The sequence below is a fragment of the Pantoea sp. EA-12 genome, assembly GCF_030053355.1.
Taxonomy (GTDB): domain Bacteria; phylum Pseudomonadota; class Gammaproteobacteria; order Enterobacterales; family Enterobacteriaceae; genus Pantoea; species Pantoea vagans_C.
In genome coordinates, this window is record NZ_JASGBY010000010.1 from 165,238 (window position 1) to 183,990 (window position 18,753).

Genomic DNA, 18,753 nt, shown 5'->3' on the forward strand with positions numbered 1-18,753 from the left:
CCTTCGGGCGGCCTGAAGGTCGCCCCTACGATTCTAAGCCGCGATTTTTCAGCATCGGGCCAATTTCCGGTGCTTTACCGCGCCACGCCAGCCATAAATGCTGCAGATCGCTGCTGTTTCCACGTGACAGAATGTGTTCCCGGAATTGTTGGCCATTTTCGCGGGTTAACCCGCCTCGCTCCTCAAACGCCTGATAGCCATCATCGGCCAGCATCTGCGTCCAGATATAAGCGTAATAACCGGCGGCGTAGCCACCTCCCCAGATATGACGGAAATAGCTGGAGCGATAGCGCGGTGGCACCGCTGCCAACGCGATGTTTTCTGCGGCCAACGCCTGAAGCTCGAAGTGGCTGACATCCTGCGGATTATCATGGGTCGTCAGTGAATGCCACTGCAGATCAAGCAGCGCGGCTGCCAGCAACTCCGTCATGTCATAGCCTTTATTGAATTTAGAGGCCTTGACCATCTTTTCGCGCAGTTCGGCCGGCATCGCTTCACCGCTCTGATAATGACGCGCATAGTTGGCGAAGACCGCTTCATGGCTGGCCCAGTGCTCGTTAATCTGCGAAGGGAACTCGACAAAGTCACGCGGCGTATTGGTACCAGAGAGGCTCGGGTAGCGCTGCGTCGCGAATAAACCATGCAAGGCGTGACCAAATTCATGGAACAGGGTGATCACCTCATCCCAGTTAATGAGTGCGGGTTGCCCTGCCTGCGGTTTGGTGTAATTACAGACGTTATAAATCACCGGTTGAGTACCGAGCAGCGTGGTCTGATCGACGAAGTTGCTCATCCAGGCACCACCGCTTTTATTGTCACGCTTAAACAGATCGGTGTAGAACAGCGCTAGCGGAGCCTCATCCGCATCAAAGATTTCGTATACGTTGACGTCAGGATGATAAACCGGAAGGTCATGGCGCTGCTCAAATCGGATACCAAACAGTTGGCTTGCCGACCAGAACACGCCTTTCTCCAGCACGCTGTTGAGTTCAAAGTAAGGGCGGATTTGGCCCTCATCCAGCGCATACTTCGCTTTACGCACCTGCTCAGCGTAAAAATTCCAGTCCCACGCACGCAGCGGGAAACTGTGGTGCTGCTGCTCAATCAGTTGCTGGATGTCTGCCGCTTCACGCTCGGCACGCGCCCGGGCTGCTGGAACGATGTTACGCATAAAATCAAACGCCGCATCCGGCGTTTTTGCCATCTGATCCTGCATGCTCCACTCAGCATAAGTGTTGAAGCCCAGCAGTTTAGCCTGCTCTGCGCGCAGCTGTGCCATACGCAAGACGATGGCGCGCGTATCGTTATCATCGCCCTGTTCGCTACGCGTCAGTGCTTGATTAAACAGCGCCTCACGCGTGGCACGGACTTCAAGTGACTGCAATGCCGGTTGTTGCGTGGTGTTTTGCAACGGAATGAGCCACTCGCCGGTTAAGCCGCGCGCTTCGGCAGCGGCTTTGGCGTGAGCCAGTTCTTCTTCAGTCAATCCTGCCAATGCCGCGGGGCTGCTGACGGTATAGGCACCCGCTTTGGTGGCCGCCAGCAGTTTGTTGCCAAAGCGCGTACTGAGCGTAGCCAACTCTTGATTACAGGCACGTAGTTGCTGTTTATCGGCATCACTCAGGCTGGCACCGGCGAGCTGGAACTGCTGCCAGGTGACCTCCACTAAACGCATCGACTCGGCATCTGGGCACGCTGATCCCCGATGTTGATAGACGCTGTCGAGGCGCGCAAACAGTTGGCTGTTGAGATGAATTTCATCGCTAAGCGCAGTGAGCTTTGGCGTGATTAACTCATCAATCTCCTGCAGGCGATCGCTGGTATTGGCGGAGGTCATGGCACCGAACACCTTTTCAACGCGATTCAACAGCTGTCCGCAGCGCTCCAGCGCTTCGTAGGTATTGGCGAAGGTGGCAGGCTCAGGGTGGTTGGCAATCGCCGCGACTTCCTGACGCTTTTCTTCAATGCCCGCTTCCAGCGCAGGTAAAAAATCCTCTTCCTGGATGAGGTCAAACGGCGGGGTTTGATATGGTAACGTACTGACGGTGAAAAACGGATTTGCTCGTGAAGTCATTATCGCTCCTGATAATCAGCAACGCCGCAACCGGTGCGGCGGGATGTTTCTATCCTGGCAGCTTCAACGCCGCTCAACAACCGCCATGCTGGCGCTGATACACACTAATGATCTCGCCAGCTACCGCCACGGCGATCTCAGCCGGCAATTTTCCTTTCACGTCCGGTAGACCTAACGGACAGCGCAATCTTTCCAGCGCTTCAGCGGCAATGCCCTTGCCCGCCAGGCGATAGCGAAAACGTTGTGCCTTAGTGGCGGAGCCAATCACCCCGAGATAGCGAAAATCCCCGCGACGTAATATCGCTTCACTCAGCGCAAAATCCAGCGGATGGTCGTGTGTCATCACAATGAAATAGCTGTCAGGCGCAGCCTCTCTAACGCAGTCGATCGGGTCTTCAACCTGACACACCGTGACACCTGGCGGAACCGCCCGAAACTGTGCGGCACGGCTATCAATCCAGGTGATTTTGCAGGGTAAGGTGGCTAACAGATTGACCAGCGCTTGCCCCACATGCCCCGCACCATAAACCTGAATCTCAGGCTGCTGTTGCATTAGCGGCTCAAACAGCAGCGTGGCATGACCGCCACAGCACTGACCGAGACGGGCGGCCAGTGCGAACTCTTCGGTGCGCGGTTGCAGGCTACGTTGCTGCAGCATTTCTCGCGCCAGCGCAATACACTGGTATTCCAGATGGCCGCCGCCAACGGTGAGGAAGGTGTCGCTGGCGCTGACCACCATCTTGCTGCCGCTGTCACGTGGCACAGAGCCCCGCTGGCTCAGCACGGTGATTAACACGCAACTCTCACGCTGCTCTCGCAGCGCGTGCAATACGGCGATCCAGTCATGGTAAATCATCACCCGCTCCCGAGAGGCGCTGTACACCCCAGAAAACCCGCTCCGGTGTGGCTGGCGCATCCAGCTGTGGATGACGCCGATAGTTATCCACGCTGGCAACCGCATCTTGCAATGCGCACCATACCGCGATGCCCAACATAAACGGTGGTTCCCCAACGGCTTTCGAGTGGAAAACGGTGTCCTGTGGATTTTTGCGGTTCTCTACCAGAGTGACGCGCAGATCCTGTGGCACATCGCTGATCGCCGGAATCTTGTAACTCGCCGGCCCATCGGTGAGCAATTTGCCCTGCTCATTCCACACCAACTCTTCGCAGGTTAACCAGCCCATGCCCTGCACAAAGCCGCCCTCCACTTGCCCGATATCCAGCGCGGGGTTCAGAGAAGCGCCCACATCATGCAGAATATCCGCACGTAGAAGCCGATACTCGCCGGTAAGTGTGTCCACCAGCACTTCGCAGCATGCCGCGCCGTATGCAAAGTAATAGAAAGGTTTGCCGCGCCCAGCCTGACGATCGTAGTGAATGCCAGGCACTTTGTAGAAACCGGTGGCCGATAACGGCACCTGATTCAGCCAACCCTGCTGTGCCACCTGCGCAAAGGTGAAGTGCTGTCCCGGCACACGCACAATGCCATTGCTAAATTGAACCTCATCAGCTGAACACTGGTGCAAGCGACACAGCATCTCGGTTAAGCGATCGCGTAATATCTGTGCGGCATTCTGCGCCGCTTTACCGTTGAGATCGGCCCCGCTGGAGGCGGCGGTCGGTGAAGTATTCGGGACTTTACCGGTATCGGTTGCCGTGACCTGAATCTGGCTGATATCAATTTGCAGCACCTCTGCCACAATTTGCGCCACCTTGGTATTCAAACCCTGACCCATCTCCGTCCCGCCATGGTTCAGTTGCACCGTGCCATCGGTATAGATCAGGATGAGCGCTCCCGCCTGGTTGAGGAAGCTGGAAGTAAAGGAAATACCAAATTTGACCGGCGTTAGTGCCAGTCCTCGTTTCATAACGCGCTGGCTGGCGTTAAAGGCGGTGATCTCAGCGCGTCGTTGCGCGTACTCACTGCTGGTTTCCAGCTGCGCAGTCATCTCTTGCAACAGGTTGTCTTCAACCTGCTGATGGTAATGGGTAATATTGCGGTCGTGCTTGCCGTAGTAGTTGCGTTTGCGCAGTTCAAGCGGGTCAAGCCCACGTTCGCGGGCGATGTGATCCATGATCTGCTCGATAGCCACCATCCCCTGTGGTCCACCGAAACCGCGATAGGCGGTATTGGAGGCAGTATGGGTGCGACAGCGATACCCAGTGATCAGCGCATCGCCAAGGTAATAGGCGTTATCTGCGTGGAACATCGCACGATCGACAATCGATCCGCTAAGATCGAGCGAATAACCGCAGTTGCCTGCCAGATCAATTTTGACTCCGCAAAAAATGCCCTGATCGTCAAAGCCGACATCGTAACGCACATAGAAAGGATGGCGCTTACCGGTGATGCGCATATCATCCCGGCGTGCGAGGCGCATTTTCACTGGCCGACGCAACTGCCGGGCCGCGATGGCACACAAGCACGCCACGCCAGCCGCTTGCGTCTCTTTCCCCCCGAAGCCCCCGCCCATGCGGCGCATATCAATGGTGACTTTGTTCATGGTGATATCCATCACTTCAGCCACCAGTTTCTGCACTTCCGTAGGGTTTTGCGTCGAAGAGTAAACCTGCAGCGTGTCATCTTCGCCGGGGATCACTAACGCAACCTGAGTTTCCAGATAGAAATGCTCTTGGCCACCAATGTGGAATTCACCCTGAATACGATGCGGCGCACGCGCCAGCGCGGCTTCCACATCACCGCGCTGGTGGATGTGCGGCTGTTGTACGAAGTGCTGTTTATCCAGAGCCTCGCGCACATCAAGAATGGCGGGCAGAGGCTGATATTCAATAATTGCCGCCGCAGCGCCCGCACGCGCCGCTTCCGGGGAGTCTGCTGCCACCGCAATCACGATTTGTCCCAGATATTCCACGCTGTCTTGCGCCAGCAGCGGATCGCCTGGTTCAAGAGGGCCAACATCATTGAGTCCGGGCACATCGCGCCACGTCAGCACGCTGACCACGCCGGGGATCGCATAGCAGGGCTGTACATCGATATGCGTGATGCGGGCATGCGCGTGTTCACTCAAGCGCGGGCAAAGATGCAGTAAGCCCGGTAAGTCGGGTTTGTCATCAATGTAGTAGGCTTCACCAGTGACATGCTTGTCAGCACTTTCATGCTTTTGACTGCGTCCAACACCGGTTTTCATCTCAGTGGCAAACTGGCTTTTCAGCAGCGTTTCGGTCAGCTCGGGTCGGTTATGAGACATAACGCGCTACCTCCGTGATAGTCAGTTCGCCCGTAGTCTGGGCGTAATAGCGGCGCAATAAATTGCGCGCCACCTGCAAGCGATAGTCTGCGCTGGCTCGAAAATCGCTCAAGGGCTGAAAATCCTGACTGAGTGCAGCGCAGGCTTTTTCGATACTCGCTTGATTTAATGGCATCCCATTCAACGCGGCTTCAGCAGCAATAGCACGTTTTGGGGTAGCGGCCATGCCACCAAAGCCCAGTCGTGCATGCTGCACCACGCCATTCTCCACCTGAATATTGATGGCGACGAACACTGCCGAAATATCATCGTCCAGACGTTTAGCCACTTTCCAGGCGCTAAAATCAGGTGACACCGTCACTTTTGGAATGATGATAGAGTGTATAAACTCCCCCGCCTGCAGCAAAGTTTGCCGATAGCCGGTGAAGAACTGGTCGAGTGGCACCTCACGCATCACTTCACCTTTCTGCAATGCCAAACGCGCATTCAACGCCAGAAGCATCGGCGCACAGTCGCCAATCGGTGAAGCATTCCCGATGTTGCCACCCAGCGTGCCCTGATTGCGAATTTGCAGTGACGCAAAACGCTCCAGTGTGGCGCTAAAAGCCGGGATTTTGTCGGCCAGGAAGTGGTAACAGTGATGCAGCGGCGCGGCCGCTCCCAGCCGGAACGTGTCCTCATCTTCGCTGCACTCGGCTAATTCCTGCACCTGCTCTAAGGCGATCAACAATGGCAGACGTTGATACTGCTGGGTAATTTGCAAAGTCAGATCAGTGCCGCCCGCCAGCAAACGCGCGTCAGGATACTGCTCATAAAGCGCGGCTAACTGCGCCAGCGTTTTCGGCACAAAACAGCGGCTGCCGTTGGCTTCAAGGGTTTGCACTTCTGTGTTGTTCAATGCCTGAAGCCGCTGCACCAGCGCGGTTTCATCAGCCGTAAATGCATCCGTTGCTGGCTGCTCACACGCCTGCTGCGCCGCTGCCATAATCGGGCGATAGCCGGTACAGCGGCACAGGTTGCCCGCCAGCGCCTGTTCAGCATGGTGCGGATTCCAGCCTTGACTGTTTTTTTGCAAGGTAAACAGGGACATGACAAATCCCGGCGTACAATAACCGCATTGCGAGCCGTGGCAATCCACCATGGCCTGCTGCACGCTGTGCAGTTCACGCCCCTGCTTGAGATCTTCTACGGTAATCAACTGTTTGCCTTGCAAACTGCTCACCAGTGTCAGGCAACTGTTGACCGTTTGATACTGCATGCGCCCCGCCACCACTTTACCCAGCGTTACGGTACAAGCACCGCAGTCTCCTGACGCGCAGCCTTCCTTGGTGCCGCGCCGCTGCTGCTGGTTGCGCAGGTAATTGAGCACCGTGAGATTGGGGTCTAAAGCCGTCTCGGTGATCAGACGGTTGTTGAGCAGGTACTGGATCATGCGGTTATCTCCTCGCCATTCCTCTGCCAGACGGGTTTGCCACTCAGCCAGGTTTGGGCAATATTGCGGTCATCCCCCAGCGTCATCATGACAAACAGGCGTTCCCAGATGTCTTTACTGTTGGCGCTGCGTAATTTTTGCAGCGGTGACACCGCCGGATCGAGCACCACGAAATCGGCCTCTTTACCAGGGTTGAAGTTGCCAATTTTGGCATCTAAATCGAGCGCATGCGCCCCGCCCAATGTGGCGTGGTAGAAGGCTTCACAGGCACTGAGTCGGTATTGTTGCAGCTGCCCAACTTTGTAAGCTTCCCCCAGGGTTTGCAGCATATTAAAAGTCGTACCTGCGCCGACATCGGTTCCGATACCCATGCGCACGCCCTGCTGCCAGCAGCGTTTGATGTTGAACAATCCGCTGCCGAGAAACAGGTTGGAGGTGGGACAGAATGCGATGGAGGAATCGGTATCGTGCAGGCATTGCCATTCGCGATCTTCCAGATGCAGGCAATGCGCAAACACACTGCGCTTCCCAGTCAGTTGGTGCTGGTGATACACATCAAGGTAGCCGTCGTGCTCAGGGAACAATTCGTTCACCCAGGCAATTTCCTGCTGGTTCTCACTGAGGTGTGTGTGCAGCCAGGTATCAGGGAACTCTTCACGCAGTTGACGCACCTTTTCCAGCAGCGCCGGTGATGAGGTTGGCGCAAAGCGCGGCGTCAATGCATAGCTAAGCCGACCTCGCTGGTGCCAGCGCTCAATCAGTTCTCGGGTATGCTGATAACTCTCTTCGGGGGTTTCGGTAAGATATTCCGGCGCGTTGCGATCCATCATCACCTTGCCAGCAATCAATCGCATATCGAGCTTTTCCGCCGCACTGAACAAGGCGTCAACGGACTGTTTATGGACGGTGCCAAACACTAGCGCACTGGTGGTGCCATTCGCCAAGAGCTGCTGCAAGAAGAAGGCGGACATCTGCGCGGCGTGGTCCGGGCAGTGATATTGGCTCTCGACCGGGAAGGTGTATTGGTTCAGCCACTCCAGTAGTTGCTCGCCAAAAGCTCCAATCATCTCTGTTTGCGGATAGTGGATGTGGGTGTCGACAAAGCCCGGCACGATGAGTTTACCGCGCAGATCGATCACCTGAGCGGCATCAACGCGCCCTTCTGCGATCTCCCAACTTTCCAGCGCAACCACTTTGCCATCACGCAGCGTTAGTAGGCCATCTTCGAGATAGCGTGCGTTGGCCGCAATCTCATCTGGCTGTACAGCCAGGGCGGTGAAGTCAAAGAAGCTGGCGCGCAGCAGGGTTTCAGAGGCGTAAGGCATAAAAGTTCCTTGATACATGTCATTGCAGATAATTGCCTTGAAAGTGAATTGCAAGGGACATGCCAAAGCTTAGAACAAAAAATACTGTTTCATTTCAATAAAATAGATGATTTTTACTGAATTTGAGGGCAGGATCAATTCGCAAACGAATGCGCAACCGTTTGCTTACAATGGCAAACGGTTGCTATTGGTAAAGGATATGAAAATCGCAAAAATAGCCTAGTAACACCCGTGATTTTCTGCGCGATGTCGGTGCAATAGCGCACTCTTTTTGTGCACGAAGAATCCTGCAACACACCGGTTAGGGTTTTCATGAGCATGGTGTCAGGGTTAATGCTAAGGTGTGGTAGAGAACCTGAAATCGTTTAAGGATAAGTTTGATGTTAATGGTTAATTTTATGATTTTTAAGTTTAAATATAGAAAATCATAAAGTTAGCCATGAGCTAAAACCTGCCAACCTCTGCTAATGACATCTTTTCCTGTCCCTTTTTTGCCCCCTTCTGACCAGTTATGCCCCTGGATTTGCCCCTTTTTTGCCTTTATGTCTGTTCCTGATATCAAAAACACAATGCCGCTTTTTTGATGAGTAAATCGTCATGCTGTTAAGTACTCGCAGAACTAGTCACAACTCCACCCGTACTACATACCAGGATAAATCATGCTAAAAATCACTTTCTTCGCAGTTTCACTGCTGGTGGGTAGTCATGAAGGTTTTGATGACAAAGCACGGCACCCTGACACGACGGATTATGCCGCCCGACCATCTTTTACCGAGGGGTATGAAAAATTCATATTCGCAGTGCCTGATAACAACATCAGTGCTGGAGAAGCCAGAACTCACCGGCTTGATGCAGGAAAACATCATCCGACGCTCAGAGAGTTGAAACAGGGACGCAGTAAGCTGAACAAAGAGAATGGTACCAGTCATAGCTGGCATGACTATGTGGCGTGAAAGGACTTCGTATTCTTAGTGAGAAATCATCCCTGTCCTTATCAAACTGCACCTAATTGAAGGAAGGCAACTCGTTGTTCGTGAATGAATGCCCGCAGTTGCTGACATTCATCTTAAGAAGGAAAGTCTGATGGTTAGTTTACAGATGATGGTCTGTCGATGGCATCGCCTGAATTCAGACAGAATACGCATTCTGAAAGATGCCATGAGTGATGTTGCGCCATAACGTACTGAGATGCCTGAGTGGCAGAGGTAAATGATCCTAAGAACAGTCGTTTTTCTCTAGCAGGTAATCTTACACACTGGCTACGATGAAGCGTACAACGACCGTCGTGTTCCGGTGCGCTTATCGTATAGAATTCGTAATTCATTGTCGGCATGACTTTCCCTCTTACATATCTTATTCAAAAATCAATCCTTGCGGGAACCAACACAGACTCTGTGATAAAGTGGCCCAGTAAGGATAGCAATATTTGTAATATCCAAATTAATTTTAGAAGCATATCTAAATTTAGTGAGAATTCTTTATGCGTTTTTTCTGAAATGAGAGGTAAATCTTTATCTGCATGTTGTTCAGCTCAAAGAGTTAAGATTTTGCATCTGATACACATGGTAAATAATCACCTTGAGTATCCAAAGGATAAGTTCCATATCATCACTTTTGCGCTTGGCTTATTTTCCTCCTGTAGGGGATATGGTAATCATTCATAGCCAAAGTATGTTCATACCAACAATTTCGTTCGATGAGTAATATCCAACTTTCCTGACTGAGATTAACTGGAAACTATGGCACGAGTAATTGACACTAAAGTTCTTTCTCAGTGCAGGGTAAATCACTCTGCCTCTTGCATTTCATAAATAGTCATCTGCCTAATCCTGCCCCTCTATGACGACTCGCTTACTCCATCAGAATAAATATGGGTGCGCATCTGGTGCATTTTAATTTAATGACTACGCTAAACAATAACTGCTGGTTTTTATTTCATTTAATTAACAAGAAAATTTTGGGAGAACAGTCATGGCTGAACCCTGGATTAATGATGGTGTTGTTGTAACAGAATCCGCTCGCGGATTACCGCTGAAACGAATTTCATGGAGCGCTGTAATTGCTGGTGTTATCGCTGCGCTGATTGTTCATCTTTTACTGGGTATTTTAGGTACTGCGATCGGTGCATCCGTGATTGATCCTCAGCAGGAATCTCATCCACTCGAACATATCGGAACTGGTGCACTAATATGGACCGGCACCAGTATGGCTCTGGCCATAATTGCCGGGGGGTACGTTGCTGGCCGGCTTGCTCAGCGTGAGGGAGCCCTTCATGGTTTGCTGATGTTTGGCGTCAGTACGCTCATAACGCTATGGCTGGCGTTTTCACTTGCAAGCGGTGTAATTGGAGGAGCATTTTCTATTCTGGGCGCGGGCTCAAGTGCGGTTGGCAGCGGAGTTTCGGCAGTAGCGCCTTCCGTCGGCAACATCGCTAAGGAAAAGCTTCAGGAAAACAACATAAACCTCGATCAGTTACAAAACGAATTACAAACCACTCTCCGTCAGACTGGTAAGCCTGAACTGCAACCTGAGAAGCTCCAGCAGGACGTGAGTAAAGAGGCAAACGGTGCAGAGGATCAGGCTAAGGAAACAGTTCAGAATCCTCAGAACGCTGACAACGATATCGTAAACTGGATACAGGGTGTCATTAATCGCCATTCAGATACGCTTCAGGCAGCTGACCGTGAGGCACTGAAAAACGTTATTAAAGCCCGCACGGGTAAGAGCGATCAGGAAGCCGAGCAGATTGTTAACCAGACGGCTGACAGCTATCAGAAAGCCGTTGCTCAGTTTCAGCAACTGAAACAGCAGGCTGAGCAAAAAGCTCGCGAAGCAGCAGAAAAAGCTGCCGCTGTTACTGCCAAGGCAAGCTGGTTCACTTTCTTTATTTTAATCCTCGAAGCTCTGCTGGCTGCTGTATTTGGTCGCATTGGTAGACGTACACAGCCTCAGACTGTTTTAACCAATGAAAGGCATCACTGATTTTTCGTCATCGCTTTGATTTTAAGTTCTGAGCGATATCAACATTTGAGAAATTGTTCCCACCATTGACAGTAAATGGTGTCTGGTGGGAACGCTGTGCTTTTGTGATTCTGTTCCCTTTGATTTTGATAAAGGTAGGAGCGCAAAAAATAAGCGGATCGTAAAATTTCTGTTCATCTTCAACAGCACCTTACCATCTAAGGGCTTAAAAATGAGGATTTTTTCATTACATTATTTTGAATAACCCACCCTCTCATTTGATTCATTAATTTTCCCAGACCCTCAAGCCTTACGGCTACGCTTAAATAAAGATCTAATACACCAGCTTTTTTTGATTGGCAACCATCACACACATGAAAATAAGCAAAGCGGGAACAACAGAGTCTCCTTAAAATATTTCACCACTCCCTTTTTGACCTATATTTCATAGGGTGAATTGATAACTCTAATGGGATAATGGCAATGTCGAATGAAACATCAAAAAAAGCTTTAGAGCAACGTGCTCCATTTAAGGGGCCTGAGTCCTCTCAACCGGGAATGGGTTCTCTTGCACCTGGAGATGGTTCACATCAGCCGCCGTCCGAACCTACTCCGCCTGGAAAGCAGCCCACATCGCCGGGCAGCCTTAAGGCACCTGAGACGCAGAACGCCAAACTTGAGCAACTTGAGGTGCACCGTAAAAATGGCACGGACCAGAGTCTGACGACGAATCAGGGAACGCGGATCGCCAATGACCAGAACTCATTACGTGCTGGCGCACGTGGGCCAACCCTGCTTGAAGACTTCATCATGCGGGAAAAAATTACGCATTTTGATCATGAGCGCATCCCCGAACGCATCGTTCATGCACGAGGTTCAGCAGCGCACGGATATTTTCAGCCCTATCGCTCATTAAAGGAGCTGACTAAGGCACATTTCCTGTCCGCCCCCGATCAAATAACGCCTGTATTTGTTCGTTTTTCAACTGTGCAGGGCGGCGCGGGATCGGCTGATACGGTGCGAGACATCCGCGGATTTGCCACGAAGTTCTATACCGATGAGGGTGTGTTTGATTTAGTCGGAAACAACACGCCGGTGTTCTTTATTCAGGATGCGCATAAATTCCCTGATTTTGTTCACGCTGTTAAGCCTGAACCGCACAACGAAATCCCCCAGGGTCAGAGTGCGCATGATACTTTCTGGGACTATGTTTCGCTGCAGCCAGAAACGCTACACAACGTTATCTGGGCGATGTCCGACCGTGGGATCCCCCGCAGCTATCGGACTATGGAAGGTTTCGGTATTCATACCTTCCGTCTCATCAATGCAGAGGGCAAAGCTACCTTTGTGCGCTTTCACTGGAAGCCAGTTGCAGGTAAAGCCTCCTTGCTTTGGGATGAATCACAGAAGCTGACCGGACGCGACCCGGATTTTCATCGTCGGGACCTGTGGGAAGCGATAGAAGCCGGCGATTTTCCTGAATATGAATTAGGTCTACAGCTCATCCCTGAGGAGGATGAGTTCAAATTTGACTTTGATATTCTGGATGCAACCAAACTCATCCCGGAGGAGCTGGTACCGGTGGAGATCGTGGGAAAAATGGTACTGAACCGCAATCCGGACAATTTCTTCGCTGAGACAGAACAGGTAGCCTTCCATCCAGGACACATTGTTCCCGGGCTGGATTTTACCAACGATCCATTACTGCAGGGCCGACTCTTCTCTTATACCGATACGCAGATCAGTCGTCTGGGCGGTCCGAATTTTCATGAGATCCCCATCAATCGCCCGGTTTGTCCTTACCACAACTTCCAGCGTCAGGGCATGCATCGTCAGGACATTGATACTAATCCAGCGAATTATGAGCCCAACTCAATCAATGATAACTGGCCACGAGAAACGCCCCCTGCAGCTGAGGGAGGTGGATTTGACAGTTATCAGGAACGCATTGAAGGGCATAAGGTGCGCGAGCGGAGTCCTTCGTTTGGTGAATATTACTCTCAGCCACGGTTATTCTGGTTAAGCCAGACACCTGTCGAGCAGGAGCATATTATCGGTGCCTACTCATTTGAGTTAAGCAAAGTCGCACGCCCGTATATTCGTGAGCGCGTTATCGATCATTTACTGAATATAGACATCGCTCTGGCACAGGGTGTAGCCGAAAATCTGGGGATTTCGTTAACCGACGAGCAGTTAAATACTACACCAGCACCTGCTGTAAATGGTCTGAATAAAGATCTAAGCCTCAGCCTGTACGCAAAACCTGATGGAGAGATAAAAGGTCGCCAGGTTGCTTTACTTATCAGTGATGGGGTCAAGTCTGCTGATGTGCTAGCAGTATTACAGGGGCTCAAGGCTGTAGGTGTCCATACAAAATTACTGGCTTCACACATGGGACAGGTCCGTGCTGATGACGGTTCCGTTTTACCTGTTGATGCGACTTTTGCCGGACTCCCTTCTCTGACGTTTGATGCTGTGTTTGTGCCTGACGGTAATATTGATGCGTTGCTGCTGAGTGGTGACAGCAGATACTTCCTGCTGGAAGCGTATAAGCACCTGAAAGTGATTGGTCTCAGTGGTGAAGCCAGACGTTTCAAAACGCAGTTTGCGCTGAAAGACGATGAAGCTGAAGAAGGCATCGTTGATGGAGACCAGTCAGATGATGCAGTGCTCAGTGCATTTATTGATGCAATGAAAGAACACCGTATCTGGTCACGCAGTCAGAAAGCCCTCTCAGTGCCTGCCTGACTGTTTGAATGTCACATCCAGTTATGTCCGATGGATGTGACTTTGCTGCATTCGATGTCAGAGCATCGGGCTCTGTCGATTCGGTGAATTCTTTTTATCGTGTGCCAGACTTATAGCTGAGTTATTCATAAAGGGAGAATGATATGAACAAAGCCTCATGGTTCGCAGTTATGCTGATGTTGAGTTCCGGCGCATATGCCGAACAAGGTGGGTTCGAACAGGGGAAAACCCCTCCTCCGCAGCAAAAAGAGGATGCAGGTTACAAAGGATCAGAAGACACAGCCGAGACGCCGGTCTCACTCATTAAAGATTTCCGTCAGGGGGGATACGTCACACTTGAAGGATATATCGTTAAAAAGGTGGGTAGCGACATGTACCAGTTCCGCGACAGCTCAGGGACAGTTATCATTGATGCGCCAGCGTCCACCTTCAAAGGGAAGACTTACAGTGCTGAAGACAAGGTGCGTGTCAGCGGTAAAGTATTCGGCAAAGGAGAGAGTGCACACCTGAAGGTTTCGCGGATAGATGAACCCTGAATCGCAACAATATTACCTCTGCCAGTCACAATGGTAGGGGTAATCCCCTTCAGGAATTTAATCCGGTATCAGCTCCTCGCCCTTTCTTAACAGCTTTGCCGCGTCTAATGCAAAGGCCTTTACCTGTATGTCCTTTGACGAAGCAGCAATCCTCTCAAGCTCATAGAGTATATTCTCCTTGTTTATTGCCACGCCTCTCGCTGTCAGTTCAATTACAGCCGTTCCAATGGCACAGCCAATCATTCCTGCTCTGTGTTCTCTCATCGCTTTCCCGCCCGTGGTGAGCGTCAGTTTGATTTTAAAATAAAAATAGAACGAAAATCCGAACTTTCAAGATAACCTAACGTCATAACTTATATGGAGATTATCCCATGTAACGAATTTTGCCCGCCCGTGCGGGCCTTTTTTTGCTCGCTGATACCGTCAGAAAGGGCATCCGTCCGTAGCGCTCATGGTCATCACTTCATGAGTCACGACCCCAACGATCGTGACATCATCAAGCAAATCCCCCATGAACATCAGGTCGTCTTCAGTCACTATCCTTAGCGGATACGAGTAGAGCACGCCCCACTCAGGAACGCCTGACACACTAATCAAAACAGTGCTGCCATCTACAGGTTTTTTCAGCTCGTCAATCATGCAGCTACGCCCTTTCAACTCAACGAGATAGCATGTATCAGTTACAGGCAGCAGTTTCTGCAGAGGGCTGAGTAAAAACGTTACCTCGCGACGGGCAGGTCCGAAAACCGGGTAGTGTATGCCGGCGACAGCATTTCCCGCTTCATTGCCCAGGTCTTGTTTACCCCTTGTCCCGCAAACCATAATTTCCCCTTTCCGCTCTGATTAAGGCCGTCAACAACGCGCATCAGCGCTTCACTGTTAGCCTGTGGTTTGAACTCATCGAAGAGATTGAGCTGGGAAACACCCTGACTGTAAAAATCCCCCAGCATGACCCCTGCCTTCATAAAACGACATCCATCCAGCCAGATATGATCCAGTGACTCCATGGCCACGCGAACAATATCTCTTGTGTCATTCGAGGGCGTCATCAGCTTTCCCATCGCCTGGTTGCCGTAAAACGTCTCCCCAACCGCATGGGGGTTTGTACGCACAAACACTGCGATCTGCCTGCAGTATTGCCGTTCGCTTCGCAGCTTTTCAGCTGCGCGTTCGGCATACGCGCAAACCGCCTGACGCATGTCCTGGTATTCGGTGATACGGGATCCAAACGAACGCGAGCACACAATCTGCTGTTTCGTCGGGGCAAACTCCTCCAGCCCGAGGCAGGGTTCTCCTCGCAGCTCCCGGACGGTACGCTCCAGCACAACGTTGAAGTGCTTACGGATGATATATGTGCTCTGCTCCGACAGGTCTTTCGCCGTGATGATGCCCATTGCATTCAGCTTTTTGCTGATGCGGCGCCCTACTCCCCAGACATCCTCAACCGCCACCAGCGCCATCAGCTTGCGCTGACGATCCAGGTTCGACAGATCGAGCACACCGCCTGTCTTAGTCCATTTTTTTGCGGCGTGGTTGGCGAGCTTGGCCAGCGTCTTGGTGGGTGCAATGCCGACCCCGACGGTGAGATGCGTGTCCTGCTTAACCCGCGCACGAATATCCCGACCGTAATCCTCCAGCACGCGGCAGTTACGCACGCCAGTCAGATTCATGAAGGCTTCATCGATTGAGTAAATTTCAACTGCTGGCGCCATGTCTTCCAGCGTGGTCATGACCCGGTTGCTCATGTCGGCATAAAGGGCATAGTTCGAGCTGAACACTTGTACCTTGTGCCGACGGAATTCGTCTTTAAGTTTGAAGTAAGGCGCGCCCATGGGGACATTGATGGCCTTGGCTTCTGCCGACCTTGCGATGACACAACCATCGTTGTTACTGAGCACAACGACAGGTTTGCCACGCAGGTCAGGCCTGAATACCGTTTCACAACTCGCGTAAAACGAGTTCACATCCACCAGGGCAAACATTACCGGCCCATCGTCTTAATGGAGTGCTTCACCACACCGAAGATTTCAAACTGGTCCGGATCTGGTATCGGTATGACTGAGTGTGCCGCATTCATTGGTTTGAGATGCAGGAACGGTTTCAGCATAAGCTGTTTGACGGTGAACTCACCCGCAATGGCCGCGACGATGATGTCACCGTGTTCCGCTTTGACGGAACTGTCAACCACCAGCATATCGCCATCGTTGATACCGCCCTCAGTCATGGAGTCACCGCTGACTCTGATGAAATAAGTCGAACTCGGGTGACTCACAAGAAGATTATTGAGGTCAAGGCGCTGTTCAACGTAGTCCTGTGCCGGCGACGGGAAGCCGCAGGGAACACGGGCGATAAAAAGTGGTAACTCAAGAACGGCGCGGATATCCGCAGGTCTGAAAAACTCCATAATGATGCCCTAGTCAGATACTGTATATTTAAACAGTAGTATCTAACTGCACCATCAATCAAGTCACCTCTTGAGTGTTTTTAAGAAGGTGTTGGTGTGAAAAGGAATTTTGTCGAACTTCTTGGTCAGGCAATACGGTGACGGGTGTCAAAACTGAAATTATGCAGATGACGGGCTCGTGTTCAGCTCCACATGAAAGGAGAAAAATATTGCAGAACATCATACCGCTTCGGTTAAGTACCTTTATATTCCCTTTAAAAATAATTAGTTAATGACTTATCGGAAATTAATGGAATTTAATGAGTTAATTTAACAACTTCTGGCACTCAGTAAAAAGTGGTCTAAGGTATGTGGGCCAGTCATTGGCTGGAAGCACAGCACACAGGATGCGTTTCATGCGAGAGAGACATTCCTAAGCCACTGCTTTTGCCCGCCTTGTGCGGGCTTTTTTTTTAACTGTTGAGCGTCCGATATCAGGCTATTCGAGTCGTTTAACACGAATACCGATATGTGAAAGGCAAAGCTAATCTAAATCCTTCCACGGCTCCGCTTTTGGTTGATACAGACCTGCACTATGCTTTATGAGCAAAATGATCAGGTGTTAGTGACCGGAACTGTAATACTAAGCGCTGAGTTAGTGAAGTGATGATGACTGCACCCTATCACTGCAAGTATTTGTGACAACGTCACTAAGCTACCCGATCTGACAACTGGCTATATTCCACCGGTGTGGTGGTAAGACACTGTTTGCTGGTCAATGACTGCAAACCCTTCTGCACCATAACAGCACGCTCTGAATACAGGTGACTTATGGATGTTTCACCAAGATTTGTCGTTGTACTGAACATTGTTGCAGTTGTCGTTTTGATTATTGGTTTATCTGAGCATCTGAACTGGTTCTGAAATCCTAAACCTGCGGTCGAACAGCACTCTGACCATGTAAACAATTCACTGAAGAATGCACGCGGGTTGCCATTGATTCAAATGCTTGTCATCAGACATGCAGGAGACTGAATATGCGATACCTGATCATACCTGCAGTCACCACTGTCTTGGTTCTGGTGATTGTGTTTCTGGTCCAGACCCATTGGGGACCCACGCCCTGGTGATACTGATCAGCAGGGCGGGCAAATAAAAATAAATATCGGATCGTCAGCACTCTCCACATGAACTGGACTCAAGGCCGGTTCATGTGTTTTTTTTCAACCTCACCGAAGTTAAGTTGAACTCCCCCGTTTCACTAACTGCCATCCACTTAACCATTGGGATTGAACACCTGAAAGACCCTTTCTTCACCCTCCTCCGGTGATATGTCCCTGAAAGTCGTCGTATGCATTTCGATCCACTTGTTCGCGGCACGTAGTGTGTAGTGCCAGTTCAGGCGTTCAAGTTCCTTCACAAAATCGGTAGTGCTGATGGTATAGCGGCCAACGGCATCACGTTTTATCGCCTGTCTGAAGGCAATCAGAATCTCATAATCACGGGGCATAGTAGTCACTTCATTCACCATAACTGTATTTATGTACAGTATCGGCACATAACCGCTCATATCAACATGATTCATTAAGCAACTCACGAACATATTGGTAGTAAAAGGGATTTAGTTTTGCCGTCTCGCTTTCATAAGCAGGCAGACATGACCAGGCTTAATGGGCAACGCTGGGTTGCCTGATCTTTAGAAAGGATTTTTATGAAGAGCTTTTTAGGTGGGATGTTTATTGTCGCCAGTCTGATGACGCTGGCAGGTTGTCAGGAGCCAGGGCCTGCTGTCGGTCCCGATGGTCGTCCTCATGCCCCAAGTGAGCAATCCGTACCGGGTGGCCCACAGGGTCAGGGTCCCGTCGGTCAACCTCAGTCCTGATTTATTAAGCCCGGTTTCATATCGGGCATTGAATTTTGATTGCAGTTTAAACTCACTGCGCTTCGAAGATTAGTGCCACCATTAATCCGCAACAATAGCTGAACGCTGCACCATAATTTCTTTTCCTGAATAAAACATGCAGTTAAATGATTTGGTCATCATGTAATTTTCCCCCGCACCACAAACATCGTTATTTAATTTCT

16 protein-coding genes are annotated in these 18,753 nt (G+C 50.9%); 6 read left to right on the top strand and 10 right to left on the bottom strand.

The genetic code is table 11. The features are described 5' to 3' along the window. Positions 1-25: 25 nt before the first annotated feature. The 5 genes from dcp to guaD form a co-directional block, all read right to left on the bottom strand. Positions 26-2,074 (bottom strand): peptidyl-dipeptidase Dcp, encoded by a 2,049-nt coding sequence (gene dcp / locus QMZ30_RS16405; RefSeq protein ID WP_283228193.1) that lies wholly within the window; start codon positions 2,072-2,074, stop codon positions 26-28. A 73-nt stretch (positions 2,075-2,147) separates the two neighbouring features. Further along, positions 2,148-2,930: a xanthine dehydrogenase accessory protein XdhC gene (gene xdhC / locus QMZ30_RS16410; protein ID WP_283228194.1), complete on the bottom strand. Its 783-nt coding sequence runs from the start codon at positions 2,928-2,930 to the stop codon at positions 2,148-2,150. Further along, entirely contained in the window at positions 2,917-5,283 is a 2,367-nt protein-coding gene (xdhB, locus tag QMZ30_RS16415; protein ID WP_283228195.1) for a xanthine dehydrogenase molybdopterin binding subunit, read from the bottom strand. The genes xdhC and xdhB overlap by 14 nt, the downstream gene beginning before the upstream one ends. Then, positions 5,273-6,715: a xanthine dehydrogenase small subunit gene (xdhA, locus tag QMZ30_RS16420; protein WP_283228196.1), complete on the bottom strand. Its 1,443-nt coding sequence runs from the start codon at positions 6,713-6,715 to the stop codon at positions 5,273-5,275. Before xdhA ends, xdhB begins: the two co-directional genes overlap by 11 nt. Then, positions 6,712-8,040 (bottom strand): guanine deaminase, encoded by a 1,329-nt coding sequence (gene guaD / locus QMZ30_RS16425; RefSeq protein ID WP_283228197.1) that lies wholly within the window; start codon positions 8,038-8,040, stop codon positions 6,712-6,714. The genes xdhA and guaD overlap by 4 nt, the downstream gene beginning before the upstream one ends. A 659-nt stretch (positions 8,041-8,699) precedes the next feature. On the opposite strand from guaD, the gene QMZ30_RS16430 reads away from it, so the two are divergent. The 4 genes from QMZ30_RS16430 to QMZ30_RS16445 all read left to right on the top strand — a co-directional run bounded on the left by QMZ30_RS16430 (position 8,700) and on the right by QMZ30_RS16445 (position 14,285). After that, positions 8,700-8,993: a hypothetical protein gene (locus QMZ30_RS16430; protein ID WP_283228198.1), complete on the top strand. Its 294-nt coding sequence runs from the start codon at positions 8,700-8,702 to the stop codon at positions 8,991-8,993. Positions 8,994-10,011: 1,018 nt separating this feature from the next. Then, positions 10,012-11,022 carry a hypothetical protein gene (locus QMZ30_RS16435; protein WP_283228199.1) on the top strand — a complete coding sequence of 337 codons (1,011 nt, stop codon included), beginning with the start codon at positions 10,012-10,014 and terminating at the stop codon, positions 11,020-11,022. Between the two features lie 462 nt (positions 11,023-11,484). Then, positions 11,485-13,749 carry a catalase HPII gene (gene katE / locus QMZ30_RS16440; RefSeq protein WP_283228200.1) on the top strand — a complete coding sequence of 755 codons (2,265 nt, stop codon included), beginning with the start codon at positions 11,485-11,487 and terminating at the stop codon, positions 13,747-13,749. 143 nt (positions 13,750-13,892) lie between these two features. After that, complete coding sequence (locus tag QMZ30_RS16445; RefSeq protein ID WP_283228201.1) at positions 13,893-14,285, top strand: YgiW/YdeI family stress tolerance OB fold protein; 393 nt, start codon at positions 13,893-13,895, stop codon at positions 14,283-14,285. A 57-nt stretch (positions 14,286-14,342) separates the two neighbouring features. Here QMZ30_RS16445 and QMZ30_RS16450 read toward each other — a convergent pair whose 3' ends face one another. From QMZ30_RS16450 to umuD, 4 genes are all read right to left on the bottom strand, one after another. Then, complete coding sequence (locus QMZ30_RS16450; protein WP_283228202.1) at positions 14,343-14,549, bottom strand: hypothetical protein; 207 nt, start codon at positions 14,547-14,549, stop codon at positions 14,343-14,345. Between the two features lie 159 nt (positions 14,550-14,708). Beyond that, positions 14,709-14,924: a hypothetical protein gene (locus QMZ30_RS16455; protein WP_283228203.1), complete on the bottom strand. Its 216-nt coding sequence runs from the start codon at positions 14,922-14,924 to the stop codon at positions 14,709-14,711. Between the two features lie 80 nt (positions 14,925-15,004). Continuing rightward, positions 15,005-16,267 (bottom strand): translesion error-prone DNA polymerase V subunit UmuC, encoded by a 1,263-nt coding sequence (umuC, locus tag QMZ30_RS16460; RefSeq protein ID WP_283228204.1) that lies wholly within the window; start codon positions 16,265-16,267, stop codon positions 15,005-15,007. After that, the gene (umuD, locus tag QMZ30_RS16465) at positions 16,267-16,689 is read right to left on the bottom strand and encodes a translesion error-prone DNA polymerase V autoproteolytic subunit (RefSeq protein ID WP_283228205.1); all 423 of its coding nucleotides are present in this window, start codon (positions 16,687-16,689) and stop codon (positions 16,267-16,269) included. The genes umuC and umuD overlap by 1 nt, the downstream gene beginning before the upstream one ends. Before the next feature lie 810 nt (positions 16,690-17,499). Here umuD and QMZ30_RS25920 point away from each other — a divergent pair. Next, the gene (locus QMZ30_RS25920) at positions 17,500-17,592 is read left to right on the top strand and encodes a hypothetical protein (RefSeq protein WP_502921486.1); all 93 of its coding nucleotides are present in this window, start codon (positions 17,500-17,502) and stop codon (positions 17,590-17,592) included. 352 nt (positions 17,593-17,944) lie between these two features. On the opposite strand, the gene QMZ30_RS16470 is transcribed toward QMZ30_RS25920, so the two are convergent. Continuing rightward, positions 17,945-18,178, bottom strand: coding sequence for a hypothetical protein (locus tag QMZ30_RS16470; protein ID WP_039332852.1), 234 nt, complete (start codon positions 18,176-18,178; stop codon positions 17,945-17,947). Positions 18,179-18,379: 201 nt separating this feature from the next. Between QMZ30_RS16470 and QMZ30_RS16475 the strand changes: the two genes are divergently transcribed. Continuing rightward, positions 18,380-18,550 (top strand): hypothetical protein, encoded by a 171-nt coding sequence (locus QMZ30_RS16475; RefSeq protein WP_283228206.1) that lies wholly within the window; start codon positions 18,380-18,382, stop codon positions 18,548-18,550. Positions 18,551-18,753: the final 203 nt, after the last annotated feature.

Coding starts and splice junctions, on each gene's coding strand:
- dcp (WP_283228193.1), bottom strand. CDS start 2,074: ATGACTTCACGAGCAAATCCGTTTTTCACCGTCAGTACGTTACCATAT.
- xdhC (WP_283228194.1), bottom strand. CDS start 2,930: ATGATTTACCATGACTGGATCGCCGTATTGCACGCGCTGCGAGAGCAG.
- xdhB (WP_283228195.1), bottom strand. CDS start 5,283: ATGTCTCATAACCGACCCGAGCTGACCGAAACGCTGCTGAAAAGCCAG.
- xdhA (WP_283228196.1), bottom strand. CDS start 6,715: ATGATCCAGTACCTGCTCAACAACCGTCTGATCACCGAGACGGCTTTA.
- guaD (WP_283228197.1), bottom strand. CDS start 8,040: ATGCCTTACGCCTCTGAAACCCTGCTGCGCGCCAGCTTCTTTGACTTC.
- QMZ30_RS16430 (WP_283228198.1), top strand. CDS start 8,700: ATGCTAAAAATCACTTTCTTCGCAGTTTCACTGCTGGTGGGTAGTCAT.
- QMZ30_RS16435 (WP_283228199.1), top strand. CDS start 10,012: ATGGCTGAACCCTGGATTAATGATGGTGTTGTTGTAACAGAATCCGCT.
- katE (WP_283228200.1), top strand. CDS start 11,485: ATGTCGAATGAAACATCAAAAAAAGCTTTAGAGCAACGTGCTCCATTT.
- QMZ30_RS16445 (WP_283228201.1), top strand. CDS start 13,893: ATGAACAAAGCCTCATGGTTCGCAGTTATGCTGATGTTGAGTTCCGGC.
- QMZ30_RS16450 (WP_283228202.1), bottom strand. CDS start 14,549: ATGAGAGAACACAGAGCAGGAATGATTGGCTGTGCCATTGGAACGGCT.
- QMZ30_RS16455 (WP_283228203.1), bottom strand. CDS start 14,924: ATGATTGACGAGCTGAAAAAACCTGTAGATGGCAGCACTGTTTTGATT.
- umuC (WP_283228204.1), bottom strand. CDS start 16,267: ATGTTTGCCCTGGTGGATGTGAACTCGTTTTACGCGAGTTGTGAAACG.
- umuD (WP_283228205.1), bottom strand. CDS start 16,689: ATGGAGTTTTTCAGACCTGCGGATATCCGCGCCGTTCTTGAGTTACCA.
- QMZ30_RS25920 (WP_502921486.1), top strand. CDS start 17,500: ATGGATGTTTCACCAAGATTTGTCGTTGTACTGAACATTGTTGCAGTT.
- QMZ30_RS16470 (WP_039332852.1), bottom strand. CDS start 18,178: ATGCCCCGTGATTATGAGATTCTGATTGCCTTCAGACAGGCGATAAAA.
- QMZ30_RS16475 (WP_283228206.1), top strand. CDS start 18,380: ATGAAGAGCTTTTTAGGTGGGATGTTTATTGTCGCCAGTCTGATGACG.